Origin of the sequence: Acinetobacter sp. YH12102, assembly GCF_013419125.1 — a bacterium.
GTDB lineage: Bacteria > Pseudomonadota > Gammaproteobacteria > Pseudomonadales > Moraxellaceae > Acinetobacter > Acinetobacter pseudolwoffii.
In genome coordinates, this window is record NZ_VPAS01000008.1 from 20,123 (window position 1) to 38,617 (window position 18,495).

Consider the following 18,495-nt stretch of genomic DNA (forward strand, 5'->3'; position numbering starts at 1 on the left):
AGCAATAAAAAAGGAATCTTTATGATTCCTTTTTTATTTTCACCGTAATTAGCCAGATTTTCTATTCTTTTTTAACAGGCTTTGGTATTGGGCTGAACAGTCCGAGGCAGTTCACGACGCAAAATTTTGCCGACCGCAGACTTTGGCAATTCAGATACGAATTCTATATATTTTGGCATTTTATAACTGGTCAGTTGCTGTTTCAGGAAAGCCATGACCTCGTCCTGAGTCAGGTTGGCGTCCTGTTTCACAATAAATGCCTTGGGTACCTGTCCGGATTTTTCATCCTCAATCCCGATCACGGCACATTCCAGTATTTTGGGATGTTTGGACAGTACGCCTTCCAGCTCATTCGGATAGACATTAAAACCGGAAACCAGAATCATGTCCTTTTTACGGTCTAGAATGGTGATATAACCCTGCTCATCCATACAGCCGATATCGCCTGTCAGAAAGAAGCCGTCTTTCGTAAATGCCTGAGCCGTTGCTTCCGGTTGCTGCCAGTAACCTTTCATCACCTGAGGTCCTCGAATGGCGATTTCTCCAGCCTGCTGAAACTCAACCGGCTTGGCCTCATCGTTTAAAATCAGGATTTCGGTTCCTGCCAGTGGCAAACCAATGGTGCCACTAAAGCGTCGGCTCAGCGGTGGATTAAAGGTCGCAGTAGGTGATGTTTCAGAAAGTCCATAACCTTCATAAATCTGGCAGCCTGTGATTTCATGCCATAACTCGGCAGTGCTTTTTAAAATAGACGATCCACCACCTGTGGTGGTTTTAAGACGTGAATGATCCAGCTCACGAAATCGAGGATGATGTCCCAGCGCGTTAAACATGGTATTCACGCCCGGAAAAACAGTCGGTGGGTGTTTCTGATATTGATCCAGCAAAGCATCCAGATCTCTCGGGTTCGGAATCAGGACATTGGCGAAACCGCGACTCAAACCATAACTGAACAGGCAGATAGTAAAACCATAAATGTGATACAGCGGTAAGGCACAGAACACATATTCATCTTCGGTAGCATAGCGATCTCCGAAATGACTGATAAAGACCGTACTGTTCTGCGCGATATTAAAAAGAATATTGCGATGGCTCAGTTCAGCACCTTTGGATACACCCGTTGTTCCACCAGTATATTGCAGAATGACCGTATCTTTCTGATGCTGTACAGGCGTCTTAAAATCGATCGTTTCGACTTGATCAATCGCCTGTTTAAAGTCAAAAAACCGTTTATCTGGATATTCTGCAGCCTGACGAGAAACTGTCACGGGCTGATCCTGAATAAAATCCATCGGATGCGTTGAAATCACATATTTGAGTGCAGGACATTCATCTAGTGCTGTTAATTGCTCCAAAGTCTGTCCCAGAATAATCAAGGCTTCTGCCCCTGAATCCTGTAGCTGATGATACAGCTCGCGCTGAGTGTACATCGGATTGACATTGACCAGCACATAACCGGCACGAATAATGGCAAAGGTCGCAATCGGGTACTGAATAATATTCGGCAACATTACTGCAATACGGCCACCAGCTGCCAGCCCCAACTCCTGCAAATAGGTGGCGAATTTCTGGCTATATACGTCGATGTCTTTATAGCTGAACTTGCGATTCCGATAGATAAATGCAGTTTTATCCTGAAATTTAACTAAATTATCAGCAATCGTCATGCTCAGGGTTTTCTCGGGATCTGGCCGGGTAAATTCCGGATTGATATTCCACTTTTTATATTCTTCCATCCATGGCTGATTTTTCATTACAGCACTCCTATCTTTGCTTTAAATTTATTTCGTATTGTTAAAACTCTAAGGTTTCAATTTTCCTAGCAGGCTTTTACACCAGTTTTTGCTGCATTTGCTCCAGATACTGGTAGTGATAACCGCTACGAATAAAATGCTGATTTTTATTTCTGAATGAATGCGCATAATCTGGCCAGACCAGAGTCAACTTGCGGCTGACCGGATCCAGATACCAGCTTTTACAGCTTTCCGATAGCCAGACACTGCCTTGAGACAGTTGCTGCAGCTCCTGCATATAACTATTTTCAGCATGCTGATCAGCCTCGAAAACCTGAATCTGATTCAGCTCAAAAAATTGCAAGGCATCCAGCACCAGATCAAATTGGGTTTCCAGAAAATAAAGCGCTGAATTATGACCACTGCCGGTATTGGGTCCATTCAGGATGAACAGGTTTGGAAAATTATGTACGGTCGTTGACTGATAGCCCTGCATGCCGCTAGACCATTGTTGTTCCAGACTTAGGCCATGTTTACCGACGACCTTTGCCGCATAAGGTGGACGTGCTGCTTCAAACCCAGTGGCAAATACAATGATATCTGCAGGAAATTCATGGCCGGATTTGCTTATTACGCCATCTTGGCTTACTTCTGCCAAGGCCGAGTCTTCAAGCGTGACATGCGCTTTTAAAAAGGTTGGATAATAATCATTAGAGAGCAATAAGCGCTTGCAACCCGGCTCATAATGCGGAGTGAGTTTATGCTGTAACTCAGGGTCTGAAATCTGATGTTTTAAAAATTGCAGACAATTTTTCTTGACCCGCTCGATCTGGCTTTTCAGATTACGACGCTGGGCAAAATTGTATTCATTGCCCCAGAACAACGAGTGTCTGAGTGCTGACATACTGTCCGGATCTTTGCGGAAAAGCTGTTTTTCTGACTCAGAATAAGCCCGGTCTGGCCGCGGTAATATATATGGCGCACTACGTTGCAAGACGGTCAGGCTTTTGGCCATTTTGGCAATTTCCGGCACAAGCTGAACTGCTGAAGCTCCAGAACCGACCACAACCACGCGCTGATTATCCAGATTCAGCTGATGATTCCAGCGCGCGGAATGCATCACTTGGCCCTGAAATTCTGCCAGACCCGGAATTTGCGGGAGATGTTCATCCGCAAGATGTCCGGTTGCTGTGATTAAAATTTCTGCCTGATACAGACCTTGAGAAGTCTGAATTTCCCAGATACGTGCTTTGGCATTCCAGCTAGCTTTTTCCAGTTGAGTTTGAAAGTCGATATGTGGCCGGATATTTTCCTGATCACAGCACTGGATTAAATAACGCTGAATTTCTGCCCCTTGCGGAAAGACACGCGACCAGTCCGGATTTTTAATAAAAGAAAAAGAATATAAATGAGATGGCACATCACAGGCGACACCGGGATAGGTATTATCACGCCATGTTCCACCGACTTCTGCGGCACGTTCAATGATTTTAAAGTCGTGAATGCCCTGCTGTTTCAGACGGATTGCCATGCCCAAACCACCGAAACCGCTGCCTACGATTAAAATCTTGCTGCGCTGTACTGGAGCTTGCATTATTTTTCTCCTATTTTAAGGCATCGACGGCTGGATTTTTTGATTTGCCGGATACTGCTGTGGATGCTGGCTAAACTGGTTCACCAGTTGCAGCACTTCTGCAGGCGCTTCGATATACAGTGCGTGTCCCGACGCAATTTCGATATAACGACTGTCCTGTATTGAGGCAAACAGCAGCTTTGCTTGAGCCAGAGGTATCATGCGGTCTTCATGGCAAGCGACGATTAAGGTCTCCGCACAAATGTCCGGCAAGATCGAGGTAATATCAATGCGATAATTCAGTTCACGTTGTTTGGCTGCATCTTGGGAAGGTTTAACAAAGCGTGCCAGATCAAGCACCTGTTGTTCGCTACGGGCACATAGATAATCATCGCTATACAGGCAATAATTGACAAAATGCGGCAAGGCAGCGGATTGTTCATTAAATAACTGTTGCCAGATGCTTGTCCGCAGTTGCTGCACCGAGCTGGTCTTTGCCCAACCGGCTAACAGAATCAAGCGCGCTACGCGCTGTTTGAGACTCGCGGCGACTTGTGCAGCAATCACGGCACCGAGTGAATAACCTACGACTGTAATAGTTTCATCTTCTGCAACTGCATGCTGAATCAGTGCTTCGACCTGCTGGCTGAAATCGCTAATCGCCAGATCAGCTTTATCAGGTGTGTGCAAATCAATTGATAACACCCGCTGATGCATGCCCAGCATCGGAAAAATATAACTAAAATGCTTGTCGGTATTTCCACCTGTGCCATGAATCAGAATAATGCTGGGAAATGCAGAACGCTGTCCGACTTCGTGATAGTTAAGTTGCAAATCAGCATAAGGAAACTGTCGAGTAATCACGTCTAAATCCATATAGACTCCTGATCTTGTTGTTTTATAGTCTGTTCAACCGCAGAGAAAAAAACTGATATTGAATACAGTTGAGATGCAAAACGGGTTATTAAAAAAAGACCCACGATCAAGAGAGGCGATCGTGGGTCAAAAGGTTTAATCGAATTTGAACTCTTCAGCTTCAAGCAGGAACAGGCTTTCACCACCCGCTAGAATATTGGCAGTATGCGTTGCAGTTCTTGGTAAAATCCGTGCAAAGAAGAATTGTGCAGTTTTGATTTTTGCTGCATAGAACGGATCGGTATGACCTTGTTCAATTTTCTGCTGTGCCGTAATCGCCATTTTTAGCCATAAATAAGCCGACACCACATAACCGGAGAAATATAAATAATCGACTGAGGCCGCACCAATTTCATTGACAGACTGTTGTGCCTGAGTCTGAATGGTTTTGGTGAGCTCCAGCCACTGTTCGGTTAGCTGGCTGACTTGTGCAACTTGCTGGCTTAATTGGGCATGTTGCTGATGATCTTTCACATAAGCCTGAATCTCATCGGTCAATGCAGTCAGCAAGCCAAGCTTTGAACCCAGAACTTTACGCGCCAATAAATCAATCGACTGAATTTCAGTGGTGCCTTCATAAAGGCTGGCAATACGTGCATCACGGGCAATCTGCTCCATGCCATGCTCGGTAATATAACCGTGACCACCGAAGACCTGCATACCATGCTTCGCCGCTTCCACGCCTGTTTCAGTCATGAGTGCTTTGGCAATTGGGGTGAGTAATGCCAGACAGTCTTCAGCTGCTTTTTTCTCATCGGGATTATCGGTTGCTTCAGCAATATCGGCATAGGTCGCCAGATAATAGGCCAGCGCACGTGAACCTTCTGCAAATACCTTTTGAGTCAGCAGCATGTTACGTACAGCCGGATGCACAATAATTGGATCTGCTGGCTGGTTGGGCGCCTTGGCACCTTCCAAAGAACGCATGGCCAGACGGTCTTTGGCATAAGCCAATGCGCCCTGATAAGAAGATTCTGCTGCTGCCAGACCCTGAATCGCTGTACCAATACGCGCCGAGTTCATAAAGGTAAACATGCAGTTCAGGCCGCGGTTTTCAGGCCCGATCAGAAAACCTTTGGCATTGTCAAAATTCAGTACACAAGTCGCATTCCCGTGAATCCCCATTTTGTGTTCAAGCGCGCTGCAGACCACGCCATTACGCGAAGCCACATTGCCCGCTTCATCCAAATTGTATTTCGGCACGATAAACAGCGAAATACCTTTGGTACCGGCAGGCGCATCGGGTAAACGTGCCAGTACGATATGCACAATATTTTCAGCCAGGTCATGTTCACCGGCAGATATAAAGATTTTCTCACCGCTGATGCTATAACTGCCATCTTCATTTGGCACTGCTTTGGTACGGATTAATCCCAGATCTGAACCAGCATGCGATTCGGTTAAACACATGGTTCCAGTCCAGCGGCCGGCAATTAAAGGCACCAGAAATTTCTGTTTTTGCTCATCGCTTCCGTGGTGTTCCAGAGTGCGCATAGCACCGTGTGATAGGCCCGGATACATGCCCCAAGACCAGTTGGTCGCGGTAATAATTTCTGAAATCGCGATACGGTATAAAGTCGGGAAGCCTTGGCCGCCATATTTTTCATCACCGGTTAATGAGGTAAAGCCAAGTTCCACATATTTATCATAAGCCGCTTTAAAACCATCTGGTGTGGTTACCACGCCATCTTGTAAACGGCAACCCTGCTGATCGCCTGTGGCATTAATCGGTAGCAGTTCGTTTTGGCAAAAATCGGCAGCGACTTCCAGATATTGCTCCATAATATCCATCGATACTTTGTCTGCGAACCTGGTATATCCCTGATATTTCTGTTCCACATTGAGCAAGTCTTTCAGCACAAACGTCATGTCTTTTAATGGCGCAATATAATTTCTCATCGTAATTCCCTTGCATGAGTTTTTAATTTGTATATTTATGACTTAAAATTTCATAATACGAAATTATGTTTTAAATCCAATATAATATAAGTCCCAGTATAAAATCTAGTCATTCTGTGAAATTTCCTATTTAAAAAATAAAAATATTCAACATGAAAAAAAGCCATTCATGCTTGAATGGCTTTTTATTGAGTGATAACGCTTAGATGATCTAGCGCGGGAAAAATTGAGCCAAACGTTGATAAATAATCTGCTCGGCATCCTGCATGATATTGTCAATCAGCGCCTGACAGGTCGGAATATCATGAATCAATCCCATCACCTGTCCAGCGGTCAGTACGCCCGCATCTACATCGCCATTTTCCAGCGCAAGCTTGCCTTTTAAACCACTGACATAGGGACGAATCTGTTCAAACTCCAGACCTGGATCTTCACTCATTTTCACCACCAGCTCAGATACTGCATTTTTGGCAACACGCGCAGTATTTCTAAACTGCCGATACAGTAGATGTGTCGCCCTTTCATCATTGTCGACATAAAACTGTTTGATGTTCAGATGGATTGGCGCTTCCTGAGTCGCACAAAAGCGTGTGCCCATATTGATGCCTTCTGCACCCAAAGCCAATGCTGCGACCAGACCACGACCATCAGCAAAACCGCCACTGGCCACAATCGGTACAGTAAGCTGATCTGCTGCCGCAGGAATCAGGATCAGGCCAGGAATATCATCTTCACCCGGATGCCCGGCACATTCAAAACCGTCAATCGAGATCACGTCCGCACCGATTCTTTGCGCTGAAAGTGCATGACGAACCGAGGTACATTTATGAATCACAATGATGCCATGCTGTTTAAATGCCTCAATATGTTCGTGTGGCTTATTGCCTGCTGTTTCTACGATCTTGATACCGCTTTCAATAATGGCCTGTCGATATTCGGCATACGGCGGCGGATTCACAGCGGGTAATAAAGTCAGATTCACCGCAAAAGGCTGATCAGTCATGTCACGGCAACGTGCAATTTCCTTGACCAGTGCTTCTGGCGTTGGTTGCGTTAGTGCCGTTAATGTTCCCAAGCCGCCAGCATTAGATACAGCACTGGCCATTTCCGCTGTACCGACCCACATCATGCCACCCTGAATAATCGGATAGCGAATCCCTAAAAGCTCGGTTATACGGGTCTGAATGTTCATGCAAGCTCTCCTTAGCATCCGGTAAATTGTGCAGGGCGTTTTTCGAAAAAAGCCTGGACGCCTTCTTTATAATCCTGACTGTTTAGCGCCAGATATTGCAGGTTTTGTTCCAGCTCCAGTTGCTGGTCGATGGTATTTTCAGCACTGCGTTGCAAGGCCTGTTTGGTTAAAGCCAGTGCATAAGTCGGCTGTTGTGCCAGTCGCTGTGTAATGTCGTCGATATAAACATCAAATTCTGTATCTGGAAGCATTTTCCAGATCATGCCCATTTCGGCAGCCTCTTTGGCATGTAAGGGTTCACCGAGTAAAGTCAGTGCCATGGCACGTGCATAACCGATTAAATGTGGCAACATCCAGGTGCCACCAGCATCGGGAATCAAGCCGATTTTGGAAAAGGCCTGAATAAATCGGGCACTTTCCTTGGCAATGACCAGATCACAGGCCAGCGCGATATTGGCACCTGCACCGGCAGCAACTCCATTTACTGCTGCAATCACCGGTTTGGGACTCTCACGGATCAGCTTAATCAAGGGATTATAATATTTGGCCAGCGAACCTTGTGGTGGCAAAGGCACCTTGCCGAGCTGTCCGGCACGTTCTTTTAAGTTCTGTCCCGCTGAAAAGGCCCGACCATTGCCACGAATCACAATCACCCGTATATCCGGATCTGTATTCCAGCTTTTCAGCACCTGCTGCACTTCCTCATGCATTTTCCGGTTAAAACTGTTAAGTGACTCCGGGCGGTTAAAGCTTAAAGTCGCGATGCCTTGCTGAACCTGAGTTTGAATCGTATCCCACATTCGCAATCTCCTTATTTTTATCTGTATCCCTACAATTAATAACCTTTGTTGACATCTACCTGATGACACAACTCCAGACCCTGCTTGAAACGGCGGTCATTCTCCAGAATCTGTTCCACCACTACCGACATCGGCGCATGTGAGGCCACATGTGGGGTTACGATAATTTTTTCATGCTGCCAGAATGGATGCTCGGCAGGCAGTGGCTCCTGTTCAAACACATCGACAATTGCACCTCGTAGATGACCTGAATCCAGCACCTTCAATAAATCCTGTTCGATTAAATGCTGGCCTCTCCCGACCTGAATGAGAGCTGCCTGTTCAGGGAGTTGCTGGAATAATTCAGTAGATAGAATGCCGGTATTCTCTTCTGTAAGTGGCAACAGGTTAATCAGGATCTGGCTTTGAGCCAGGAAATCGGACAACTGTTCTGAACCGACATAGCTTTTAACCTGTTTAATCTCTTTCGGGGAATTGGCCCAGCCCGAGACCTGATAGCCCATGTCGGCAAAACGTTCTGCTACATAAGCCCCCATATGCCCAAGGCCCATAATTCCGATCTGGATATGCTGGCTATAACTCTGACGATACTGCTTCCATAGCTGCTGCTTTTGTTGCTGAATCATGCGGTCAAAATAACGCTGAAAATACAGCACACCCCAAAGCAGATAATCAAACATGCCTTTTTGATGATGCGGATCGAGTACCCGGCACACGGCTTGATCCGGTCGTATCTCATTCAAGTTTAAATGCTCGACCCCGGCCGCAATCGAATGGATCAGGCCAAGTTTTGGAAGCTGCTGCAATTTCTCCAGATCTGGAAACCAGCAGGCGGCCGTGGTCGCCTGCTCTGCTTCCGGGCTGTCCACTGTACAAAAACTGTCCTCAGGGGCATATTTCTGAAAAGACTTGACCAGAATGGCTTCAATGTTCGGCACAGTACTGGAAATCACAATCATGATGCATACTCCGTATATTGATGCTCAATCAGGGATAAAGCAGCCTGCCAGGCACGCTGTAAAATCGGTTCTACCAACGGACTGGCGAACTGTTTGGCGGTTTTAATCCGCACGTCTTCACTTGGATAATGTAATTCAGCACCGCCACTTAAAGCCTTGACCTGTACCTGACAGGCGCGCTCCAGAAAATAAATTTCATGAAAAGCCCGTGCAATGGTTTCGCCAGCCGTTAATAGGCCATGATTACGTAAAATCATGGCACGATGACCAGCTAAATCCTCAATCAGGCGTTCCTGCTCATCTGTTGACAGTGCCACGCCTTCATACTCGTGATAGGCCAACTGCTGATAAAATTTCAGCGCATGCTGGGAAATTGGCAGAAGTCCATGTTTCTGGGCAGAAACGGCTATCCCATCTGCGGTATGTGTATGAATGACGCAATTCAGATGAGGATGTGCTTCGTGAATTGCGGAGTGGATCACGAAGCCAGCCATATTCACCGGCTTGTCCTGTTCATAGCTTTCTACGACCTGTCCTGCATGATTGATCTTGACCAGCGTTGAGGCACGCATTTTTTCAAAAGCGACGCCATACTGATTAATCAGAAAGCAGTCTGGCTGATCGGGCACTCTTAAACTGATATGGGTATCAATCAGGTCGGTCATCCGGTAATGCGCAATAATGCGATAAAGCGCTACAAGCTCACAACGTGCCTGCCATTCAGCATCTGTAACCAGAGTTTTTATTGTCATGATTCCATCCTGGAAAAATATAGCATTTTGATCACTATCTGTTATATCATAATTTTAGAAAAACAGAATATTATTTCATAAGGCGAAATAAATCATTACAAGGAGTTGCTATGCCAACATCACAATTAAACGGACTTGAATATCTCACTGCCATCAAGAATGGGGAAATTTCCAGTTCAGCCATGAGTGAAATTATTCCCATGCGTCTAACGTTGGTGCGTGAGAACTATGTGGAATATGAAGTACGCCCCGATCAGCGCCATTACAATTTACAAGGTGGGATTCATGGCGGTTTTTGTGCAACGGTTTTAGACAGTGCGACCGGTGCTGCCGTGCATACGACGGTTGATGCCGGGGTAAGTTTTTCGACCATCGATCTGAATGTGAAAATGCTGAAAGCCATGAAAAGTGGTGAAACCTATACTGCCATTGGTGAAGTCATCCGGATCGGACGTAATGTACTCACTTCAGAAGGCCGGATTGTCGATAAAGAAGGTAAAGTTTATGCCTTTGGTTCAGCGACTTTATTGGTGACTGGACGCAAATAGTCTTTGAACTGATTTAAACATTCCCTGCATGTGCAGGGATTTTTATTTCTCTATCTATATAAATAGCGCAATAAAAAATGCCATGCATATCATCTATACATGGCATGAAGGTGATAACTCAAGCGGTTAAGCTGCTTCAGGGTTTTCAATCACCATTGCCAAGCCTTGACCCAGACCAATACACAGGCTGATCACGGCATATTTTTTACCGGTACGCTGTAACTGACGCGCAACGGTTAAAGCCAAACGCGCACCCGAACAGCCCAGTGGATGGCCAATCGCAATTCCGCCACCATTTGGGTTGACACGCGGATCATCAAAAGCAACATCCAGACCTTTCAGGCAAGACAATACCTGACTGGCAAATGCTTCATTGATCTCGATAATGTCCATATCGTCCAGCGTTAAGCCTGCACGTTTTACGGCTTTTTTGATTGCTTCAATTGGACCTGCACCCATGATGCGTGGCTCAATCCCAGCCGCGGCTGAAGACAGGATCCGCGCCAGAGGTTTTAAGCCGTACTGTTCCTGAACTTTTTCACTGCCGATCATCAGTGCTGCAGCGCCGTCATTGATACCTGATGCATTCCCCGCAGTCACCACCCCACCTTCAAATAGCGGTTTTAACTTGGATAATGCTTCAAATGTTGAAGAAGCACGTGGATGCTCATCTTCAGTGACCTGTTTAGGCGGCAATTTTCGTCCTTGAGAAACTTCAATTGGAGTAATTTCACCTGCAAAGAAACCTGCTTCTTTTGCTGCCTGATATTTTGCCTGTGATGCAGCGGCGAAAGTATCTGCCTGTTCACGTGAAATACCAAATTCTTCAGCCACATTATCACCAGTTTCCGGCATGCTGTGTGCGCCAAACTGTTCAGTGAATTTACGGTTCGGAAAACGGGTACCAATGGTCGTATCATAAATTTTGGCCTCACGTGAATACGCGCTTTCTGCTTTACCCATCACAAAAGGCGCACGTGACATGCTTTCTACACCACCGGCAATATACAGCTCACCTTCGCCTGCGGTAATCGCGCGCGCCGAATCAATCACTGCCCCTAGACCCGAAGCACATAGACGGTTGATGGTCTGTCCGGGCACAGTGACCGGCATACCGGCTAACAATGCTGCAAAACGTGCCACATTACGGCTATCTTCACCGGCCTGATTGGTGCTGCCAAAGATGACATCTTCTACATCTGCTGCCGGAATACCGGTTTTTTCCAGCAGATTTCTAATTACGGTTGCTGCCAGATCATCTGGACGGACACTTGCCAGACTTCCTGCATGGCGACCAATTGGTGAACGTAACCCATCATAGATATATGCATTTAACATGAATGTTATTCCTTTAACTTTTTAATTAATGTGTGCTATGGACAAGTGCTAAACCGAGCTGAACACGGCGACGCAGCCAAGGACTTGGACGGTAGCGCTGGTCACGGGTAATCGCGGTCATGCGATCCAGAATTTTCAGGATTTTTTCAGCACTCAATACATCACCCCATTCAATTGGGCCATGCGGATAACCGAGGCCTAATTTCACGGCAATGTTAATGTCTTCTACCGTAGCTACGCCTTGCTGGGCAATATCACAACCAAGGTTCACAATCATCGCCAAAGCACGCTGCGCCACAAAGCCGACACTTTCCTGAATTGTGCTCGCAGTCACGCCATCCAGATTAAAAATCGATTGTGCGGCATGAGTCAGTTCAGGCTTGGTCACAAGAGTTGGCATTAAAGTGCGATGTTTATTCAGACCATAGAGCAGGTCGATGCAGACCACTTGCTGAGGTGTCACCTGATAACGGACAGCGGCTGAAGTTGCATCTTCACCATAAGTGGCAATTAAGATTAAGGCATCTGCCGAAGGTGTTTCAGTTTGTTCGATCTGAATATTGAACTGTTGCAGATACTGCTCAAGCGCCTGACGATCTTCACTATATTCTGTGCCTAGCCAGACTGCTGGATAGTGATCGAGCTTTTCAACCAGTGTTGGAGCCACATCACCTACTTTGCTACCTGAAGTGTAATCATAGAAGCCTTTACCGGTTTTACGACCGAGCTGTTTGGCAATAAAGCGTTGACGGGTAATCACACTTGGACGGTAACGTGCTTCTTCATAATACTGGTGATAAATCGATTCACTCACCGGATGCGATACATCCATACCGGTCAGATCGCCTAGCTCAAAAGGTCCCATTTTAAAACCGATCCCATCGCGGTAAATCCGGTCAATCTCATAAAATGGCGTGACATTTTCATTCAGAATGGCATAGGCTTCACTGCCAAAGGCCCGACCGGCATGGTTAATGATAAATCCTGGGGTATCTTTGGCTTTGACCGGGCGATGTCCCATCTTGGTAGATAATTGAGTCAAGGCTTGCACAATATCAGCGCGGGTATTGAAGCCTTCAATCACTTCCACCACTTTCATCAGTGGTACCGGATTAAAAAAATGATAGCCGGCCACACGTTCCGGCTGACTGCAATTGGCAGCAATGGCACTGATCGATAATGAAGAGGTATTCGATGCCAGAATGGCTTCCGGTTTTACAAGCGCTTCCAGTTGCTGCATCAGCTTTTGCTTGATTTCCAGATTTTCGATAATCGCTTCAACAATCAGATCACAATCTTTCAAGTCTTCTAGCTGCTGCGCGATTGATAAATGGGCAATATCTTCAGCTGCTTTTTCGTGGCTAAACTTGCCTTTATCGGCCAGTGTATTCAGTGTTTTAGCCAGTTTTTCCTGCGCCTGTTCGGCTGCACCGGCTTTGGCATCAAATAACACCACATCATGCCCAGACTGAATGGCAATCTGGGCAATGCCTGCACCCATGGTGCCGACACCAATAATACCGATTTTCTGAATTTGAATGCTCATGCTTATCGTCCCTGATAATTCGGTTTACGTTTTTCAATAAAGGCCTGCATGCCTTCTTTCTGGTCTTCTGAAGAAAACAGCATCTGGAAAGACTTACGTTCCAGGCTAAGTCCGGCATTGAGCGGCACATCTTCGGCCAGTAATGCCACTTCCTTGATTTGCTCCAAGGCAATTGGCGGTAATTTTGCCAGACCTTCGGCCATCTTGATGGCAGTGGCAAGGGTTTCATTGTCCTCGGTCACTTGAGAGACCAGGCCAATTTGATAAGCTTCCGGCGCAGGTACCAGACAACCGGTCATGATGATGCGCATGGCATGAAATTTACCCACTGCACGGAATAAACGTTGAGTGCCACCTGCACCCGGCATCACGCCAACTTTCACTTCCGGTTGACCGAACTGGGCACTTTTTCCGGCAATAATAATGTCAGCATGCATTGCCAGTTCACAGCCACCCCCCAGTGCATATCCGTTTACAGCGGCAATCACCGGTTTTGAACACTGGGCAATAGCCTGCCAGTAACGTTCAGTACGGCGCTGCATCATCTGGATAGTTTCAGCAGTCGCTAATTCTTTCAGGTCGGCCCCTGCGGCAAAGTCTGTTTCGCCCCCAGTGAGAATAATGGCACGGATATTTTCATCATCATTGAGCTGTAGAAAAGCAGCAGCAAGTTTCTGACGTACTTCTGTATTCAAGGCATTTTTTGCTTCAGGCCGATGAATTTTAACCATCGCCACATGCGTCGAGATTTGCTCTATTTGAACGACCTGTTCCATTATAATCTCCATTTATTTTGTATAGCGAAACTTTATTTTGTATAAAACATATGATTTTTAGGTCATTAAATCAAGTTTTTTTAGTCCATAAACTCTAATAAGTTGTTTTTTACTAAAAATAGAGTAAAAACTCTTGTTTGGCTAGTAATTTTATGATTAATTGATTTCGCAATACGGAATTAAATATTTTAAATGTAATTTGGTTGTTTATTTAAGTAAAAAATAACCACAGAGCAAAACTAAATATTGATTTGTGAAACATAAATCCTCAGTAAATGCTGATTTTTCAGCCTGGAAATTGAAAAAATCACTGCAGCCGGATGGTGGATACGGCTCAGGCAAACAGAAGCAATCTCCTTAGATCAAGGAAAATACGTTTCCGTGAGGAATAAAATGGATGTAGTGGCAGCATAGGAATGCTGTTTTTAATAAATAGAGGATATAAGAATGACAAGCGACACGATCGTCACAGGAGACAATAAAACACCTGTCTCTTCCGAGGACACCATTAAACAGGCACCAAAACGCCTGTGGATTACAGCTTTTATCTTTGCTTTCCTGATCTTGCTGTGTGACGGTGCGGATATTGGTATTTTGGCTTTCAGCCTGACTAGTTTAAAAGCAGAATGGGGTTTAAGCTCGATGCAGGCGGGTGCTTTAGGCAGCTGGTCTTTATTGGGTATGGGGATTGGCGGGTTTGTCGGTGGATGGGCCTGTGATCGATTTGGACGGGTTCGTGTGATTGTACTGGCAACCATCACCTTCTCCCTACTGTCTGCCTATTCAGGTTTTGCCCAGTCTTATACTGAATTTGCAATTTTGCGTACGCTTTCATGTCTGGGTTTAGGCTGTTTATATATTGCCTGCAACACCTTGATGTCTGAATATGTGCCAACCAAATATCGTACCACGGTACTTGCAACACTCATGACCGGTTTTACCTTGGGCTCGCTGGTGATTACCCTGCTGTCTGGCTGGATTATTCCCGAGTTTGGCTGGCGTATGCTGTACTGGATTACCATTGCACCACTGGCACTGGGTGTCTTGATGCACTTTATGGTGCCTGAGCCAGAATCATGGAAACGTGTCCGTGAAATGAAGCGTACTGGTCAGATCGTGGATAATGATGCCAAAAAAGGCAATCCATATGTCACCATTCTGAAAGACAAGACCCATGGCAAAATGTTTATCTTGTGGTCTTTCAGTTCCGGTTTCCTGCTGTTCGGTTATTTTGGAGTAAGTAACTGGTTACCGACATATCTGGAAGCTGAATTAGGCATCAAGTTCAAGGAAATGGCCCTTTATATGGTCGGTACTTTCCTGACCATGATCTTTGCCAAAGTGATTGCCGGCTATGTGGCAGATAAAATTGGCCGCCGCATCGTATTTGCTTTTGGCACCATGGGCACCGCGATTTTTATTCCAGTGGTGGTATATCTGCATACCCCTGAAAATATTGGTGTCTTAATGCTGATCTTCGGTTTCCTGTACGGTATTCCTTATGCCATTAATGCAACGTATTTGACTGAAAGCTTTCCGACCGGGGTGCGCGGTACTGCTGTCGGCGGTGCATTTAACATTGGCCGAATTGGTGCTGTCTTTGCTCCAATCACCATCGGTTATCTGGCGATGCATGGTTCAATCGGAACCGGCCTGATGGTGATGGGTGCAGCTTATTTCCTGTGTGGCCTGATTCCTGCCCTGTTTATTAAAGACCGTTTATACGATCCACAAAAAGCAGAATAACTGACCACCTGGAGGGCGGCTCAACAAACCACCCTCCTCACACTTCATCTTTTTTGACCTTGCAAGCCAATATCTGTTTTTAGCTGAACAGAGTATTGCTCATTTGACGAGCACGATATTCATGCTTCGAAAGTCAAAATCACCTTTATTTAAATTTAAAAATTAAGGCAATCAAAAGGAAAGCGCTTTCCTTATTTACATCTGAAAATTTCTTTAGGGATTAAGAAATGAAAAAAATAGTATTAGTTACGCTTTGCAGTATCGCATCAGCACAGGCATTTTCAGCAGAGGTTTCTCCTGATCGTATCGAGTTTTTAGAAACGCAATTAAAGCAAATTCAGGCTGAGCTGGAACAACAAAAAGCAGCCCAGTTGTCCTTAAAAGCCCAACAGGAACAAACTAAAACTGCAGACGCCAAGACTTTAGGCTCAATGCTTGATAATGTCGATGTTTATGGCTTGATCCGCCTGGATGGCGCAGTAGATTTTAAGAGCACCACCGAAACGCGTGGCCGTACCATTAACCAGATCAATAAAGTGCCTTTTACTGAACCGGATTCGGTACGTTCAGATTTCACTTTAGCGGCCAGCCGGATTGGTTTTCTGGCCAAAGATATTGGCGGCAATCCAAATGTATCGGCACGTGTAGAAGCTGATTTCTGGACCAATAATGGTAAAGGTGATGGCGGATTACGCATTCGTCATGCCCATTTTAAATATTATAACTGGACTTTTGGTCAGGCCTGGTCACTGATGTCTACCCCTGAAATCAGCACAGAAGCAGTAGACTACAGTTTACTGCTCGGCGGTTCGGTTCTGCGTACGCCTCAAGTCAGTTATGCTTTCAAACTTGATCCGGAAAACACCTGGAATATTGGCCTGGAATATATGGCAAGTGGCGACCGCTCATCTGCCTTACCGGCATTCACCAGCAAATATGTGCATCAGTCTGGTCCCTTACATTTATTGGCACAAGGCTTTGTCAATGAAAAGCAGGCTCAAACGGATACAGGTGATATTAATAAAATCGGCTGGGGCGTGGGCGTTGGTGGACGCTATCTTATTGATGATAAAAACTCGGTTCAGGGCAATTATTTTCATATCGTCGGGGATCAGCGGATTGCGGCCTATTTAGTTCAGGGCTCGACCGTCGATGGCGCAGCCTGGGGTGGCGATTATTCAGTTGATACTGCAAATGATGAACTTTTACTGAATTCATTTAACAGTCTGAATATCGGCTTTACCCATAAGTTCACACCAAAATGGCGGAGCAGCATTTCCGGCAGTCTGGTCGACTTTGATGACTCAAGTGAATATGCAAGAGCAAATCCGGAAAGTAATAAACGCTTAACCGACTATGTGGCCAATGTGATTTATTCTCCAGTTCCGAATATCAATCTGGGCGCGGAATATCATCATGGTAAACGCGAAACCTTTGATGCCAAAGAAGCTGATATTTCACGGGTAAATTTATCAGCGACCTATCGCTTCTAAAGTCTGAGGAGACAAGGATGTCAGCCCAAGGGCAACCCTCACGCCGTTTCATGTTTATGATGGCCATGACCTGCGCGCTCTGCGCAGGTTGTAATTACTTTAACCAGCCCTTAATTTATTCGATTGCCCAGGACTTAAATATAAGTGTGGCGCAGTCTGGCTGGACAGTGGTCCTGACTCAGATTGGCTATGCAGCCGGTCTGTTTTTGTTTGTGCCTCTGGGTGATTTATTTGAAAAGCGTTTATATATCTGTAGCCTGATGTGCTGTACCGGCCTGGCACTGATCGGACTGTCTGCCAGCAGTAATTTGCAGATGCTGTATGGCTTTACCCTGCTTGCCTCATTTTGTTCTATTAGCACCCAGATTCTGATTCCTTTTGCCGCCAATTTATCGCAGCGTGAAAAAAGTGCCGAAGTGGTGGGTCTGCTGATGAGTGGTGTTCTGGTCGGTATCCTGTTTGCCCGAACTGTATCAGGAATGATTTCTACCTTATGGTCCTGGCATGCCGTGTACTTATTAAGTGGTTGCGCCATTTTACTTTTAAGTATTGCGATGTGGTATCAGTTACCCAAAGCGAAAAGCCAGTTACAGATGAGCATTTTACAGATCTATTATTCCTTATTTACCTTTGCCAAGACCGAACCGATGTTGATGCGACGGAGTCTTATCGGCGGTCTGGGTTTTGGAATGCTGAGCATCATTTTTACCACCATGACTTTTATTCTGGCAGAAGCACCCTACCATTTTAATGACTTCCAGATTGGTCTGATGGGCGTCGTGGGGGTAATCGGGATCTGGTCTTCACAATGGACGGGGAAAATGATTGGCCGCCATCGGGAGAAGTGGCTGGCACAGCTCGCGACAGCTGGACTGATTTTGGCCTGGATTCCTCTGGCTTTTGCACAGCGCAGTTTATGGTTATATATTCTGGGCCTGATGATTGCCTATTTTGGCATTTCATCTTTACATGTACTCAACCAGAATCTGGTCTATCGGCTTTCAGTCCAAGCCCGCTCGCGTATTAATGCCATCTACATGACCTGTTATTTTTCTGGTGCCGGGCTTGGTGCATTTCTGTCTTTAAGTTTATGGAAAATCTATGGCTGGCCGGCCTGTGTAGCACTCGGTTTTCTATTTGCCTTGCTGATGTTTGTAATTAATTATTATGACCTGAATCAAAAACACAATTTGGTGAATATCCAGCCCAGACCTTAATCACTGTA

General features: G+C 45.7%; 15 protein-coding genes. 4 read left to right on the forward strand and 11 right to left on the reverse strand.

Annotation, left to right across the window (positions count from 1 at the left end; translation table 11 throughout):
- Positions 1 to 71: 71 nt before the first annotated feature.
- From FTU42_RS09010 to FTU42_RS09045, 8 genes are all read right to left on the reverse strand, one after another.
- Positions 72 to 1,754, reverse strand: coding sequence for an AMP-binding protein (locus FTU42_RS09010; RefSeq protein ID WP_100357182.1), 1,683 nt, complete (start codon positions 1,752 to 1,754; stop codon positions 72 to 74).
- Positions 1,755 to 1,830: 76 nt separating this feature from the next.
- The gene (locus FTU42_RS09015; protein WP_005096896.1) at positions 1,831 to 3,327 is read right to left on the reverse strand and encodes an NAD(P)/FAD-dependent oxidoreductase; all 1,497 of its coding nucleotides are present in this window, start codon (positions 3,325 to 3,327) and stop codon (positions 1,831 to 1,833) included.
- A 15-nt stretch (positions 3,328 to 3,342) separates the two neighbouring features.
- Entirely contained in the window at positions 3,343 to 4,182 is an 840-nt protein-coding gene (locus FTU42_RS09020; RefSeq protein ID WP_005170949.1) for an alpha/beta fold hydrolase, read from the reverse strand.
- A gap of 135 nt (positions 4,183 to 4,317) precedes the next feature.
- Positions 4,318 to 6,120, reverse strand: a complete 1,803-nt coding sequence (locus FTU42_RS09025) for an acyl-CoA dehydrogenase C-terminal domain-containing protein (protein WP_180083297.1) — start codon at positions 6,118 to 6,120, stop codon at positions 4,318 to 4,320.
- 211 nt (positions 6,121 to 6,331) lie between these two features.
- A complete protein-coding gene (locus FTU42_RS09030; RefSeq protein WP_180083298.1) occupies positions 6,332 to 7,312 on the reverse strand; it encodes a nitronate monooxygenase family protein in 981 nt (326 codons plus the stop codon).
- Positions 7,313 to 7,323: 11 nt separating this feature from the next.
- Positions 7,324 to 8,112 (reverse strand): enoyl-CoA hydratase-related protein, encoded by a 789-nt coding sequence (locus tag FTU42_RS09035; RefSeq protein ID WP_180000070.1) that lies wholly within the window; start codon positions 8,110 to 8,112, stop codon positions 7,324 to 7,326.
- 35 nt (positions 8,113 to 8,147) lie between these two features.
- The gene (locus tag FTU42_RS09040) at positions 8,148 to 9,071 is read right to left on the reverse strand and encodes a glyoxylate/hydroxypyruvate reductase A (RefSeq protein ID WP_100328626.1); all 924 of its coding nucleotides are present in this window, start codon (positions 9,069 to 9,071) and stop codon (positions 8,148 to 8,150) included.
- Positions 9,068 to 9,823, reverse strand: a complete 756-nt coding sequence (locus FTU42_RS09045) for a class II aldolase/adducin family protein (RefSeq protein ID WP_180075435.1) — start codon at positions 9,821 to 9,823, stop codon at positions 9,068 to 9,070. The genes FTU42_RS09040 and FTU42_RS09045 overlap by 4 nt, the downstream gene beginning before the upstream one ends.
- Before the next feature lie 110 nt (positions 9,824 to 9,933).
- Between FTU42_RS09045 and FTU42_RS09050 the strand changes: the two genes are divergently transcribed.
- On the forward strand, positions 9,934 to 10,371 hold the full coding sequence (locus FTU42_RS09050; protein ID WP_005170934.1) for a PaaI family thioesterase: 438 nt from the start codon (positions 9,934 to 9,936) through the stop codon (positions 10,369 to 10,371).
- 126 nt (positions 10,372 to 10,497) lie between these two features.
- Here FTU42_RS09050 and FTU42_RS09055 read toward each other — a convergent pair whose 3' ends face one another.
- Genes FTU42_RS09055 through FTU42_RS09065 form a run of 3 tightly spaced genes read right to left on the reverse strand, consistent with a single transcriptional unit; the run spans position 10,498 to position 14,031 of the window.
- On the reverse strand, positions 10,498 to 11,709 hold the full coding sequence (locus tag FTU42_RS09055; protein ID WP_005170929.1) for a 3-oxoadipyl-CoA thiolase: 1,212 nt from the start codon (positions 11,707 to 11,709) through the stop codon (positions 10,498 to 10,500).
- Positions 11,710 to 11,734: 25 nt separating this feature from the next.
- Positions 11,735 to 13,255 (reverse strand): 3-hydroxyacyl-CoA dehydrogenase, encoded by a 1,521-nt coding sequence (locus FTU42_RS09060; protein WP_180075434.1) that lies wholly within the window; start codon positions 13,253 to 13,255, stop codon positions 11,735 to 11,737.
- A 2-nt stretch (positions 13,256 to 13,257) separates the two neighbouring features.
- On the reverse strand, positions 13,258 to 14,031 hold the full coding sequence (locus FTU42_RS09065; RefSeq protein ID WP_005170924.1) for an enoyl-CoA hydratase: 774 nt from the start codon (positions 14,029 to 14,031) through the stop codon (positions 13,258 to 13,260).
- A gap of 447 nt (positions 14,032 to 14,478) precedes the next feature.
- Between FTU42_RS09065 and FTU42_RS09070 the strand changes: the two genes are divergently transcribed.
- The 3 genes from FTU42_RS09070 to FTU42_RS09080 all read left to right on the forward strand — a co-directional run bounded on the left by FTU42_RS09070 (position 14,479) and on the right by FTU42_RS09080 (position 18,487).
- A complete protein-coding gene (locus FTU42_RS09070) occupies positions 14,479 to 15,777 on the forward strand; it encodes an MFS transporter (RefSeq protein ID WP_005170921.1) in 1,299 nt (432 codons plus the stop codon).
- A gap of 227 nt (positions 15,778 to 16,004) precedes the next feature.
- Positions 16,005 to 17,270, forward strand: coding sequence for a DcaP family trimeric outer membrane transporter (locus FTU42_RS09075; RefSeq protein WP_180075431.1), 1,266 nt, complete (start codon positions 16,005 to 16,007; stop codon positions 17,268 to 17,270).
- Positions 17,271 to 17,287: 17 nt separating this feature from the next.
- A complete protein-coding gene (locus tag FTU42_RS09080) occupies positions 17,288 to 18,487 on the forward strand; it encodes an MFS transporter (protein WP_005170915.1) in 1,200 nt (399 codons plus the stop codon).
- Positions 18,488 to 18,495: the final 8 nt, after the last annotated feature.

Coding starts and splice junctions, on each gene's coding strand:
- FTU42_RS09025 (WP_180083297.1), bottom strand. CDS start 6,120: ATGAGAAATTATATTGCGCCATTAAAAGACATGACGTTTGTGCTGAAA.
- FTU42_RS09050 (WP_005170934.1), top strand. CDS start 9,934: ATGCCAACATCACAATTAAACGGACTTGAATATCTCACTGCCATCAAG.
- FTU42_RS09040 (WP_100328626.1), bottom strand. CDS start 9,071: ATGATTGTGATTTCCAGTACTGTGCCGAACATTGAAGCCATTCTGGTC.
- FTU42_RS09080 (WP_005170915.1), top strand. CDS start 17,288: ATGTCAGCCCAAGGGCAACCCTCACGCCGTTTCATGTTTATGATGGCC.
- FTU42_RS09015 (WP_005096896.1), bottom strand. CDS start 3,327: ATGCAAGCTCCAGTACAGCGCAGCAAGATTTTAATCGTAGGCAGCGGT.
- FTU42_RS09060 (WP_180075434.1), bottom strand. CDS start 13,255: ATGAGCATTCAAATTCAGAAAATCGGTATTATTGGTGTCGGCACCATG.
- FTU42_RS09065 (WP_005170924.1), bottom strand. CDS start 14,031: ATGGAACAGGTCGTTCAAATAGAGCAAATCTCGACGCATGTGGCGATG.
- FTU42_RS09030 (WP_180083298.1), bottom strand. CDS start 7,312: ATGAACATTCAGACCCGTATAACCGAGCTTTTAGGGATTCGCTATCCG.
- FTU42_RS09055 (WP_005170929.1), bottom strand. CDS start 11,709: ATGTTAAATGCATATATCTATGATGGGTTACGTTCACCAATTGGTCGC.
- FTU42_RS09070 (WP_005170921.1), top strand. CDS start 14,479: ATGACAAGCGACACGATCGTCACAGGAGACAATAAAACACCTGTCTCT.
- FTU42_RS09045 (WP_180075435.1), bottom strand. CDS start 9,823: ATGACAATAAAAACTCTGGTTACAGATGCTGAATGGCAGGCACGTTGT.
- FTU42_RS09020 (WP_005170949.1), bottom strand. CDS start 4,182: ATGGATTTAGACGTGATTACTCGACAGTTTCCTTATGCTGATTTGCAA.
- FTU42_RS09075 (WP_180075431.1), top strand. CDS start 16,005: ATGAAAAAAATAGTATTAGTTACGCTTTGCAGTATCGCATCAGCACAG.
- FTU42_RS09010 (WP_100357182.1), bottom strand. CDS start 1,754: ATGAAAAATCAGCCATGGATGGAAGAATATAAAAAGTGGAATATCAAT.
- FTU42_RS09035 (WP_180000070.1), bottom strand. CDS start 8,112: ATGTGGGATACGATTCAAACTCAGGTTCAGCAAGGCATCGCGACTTTA.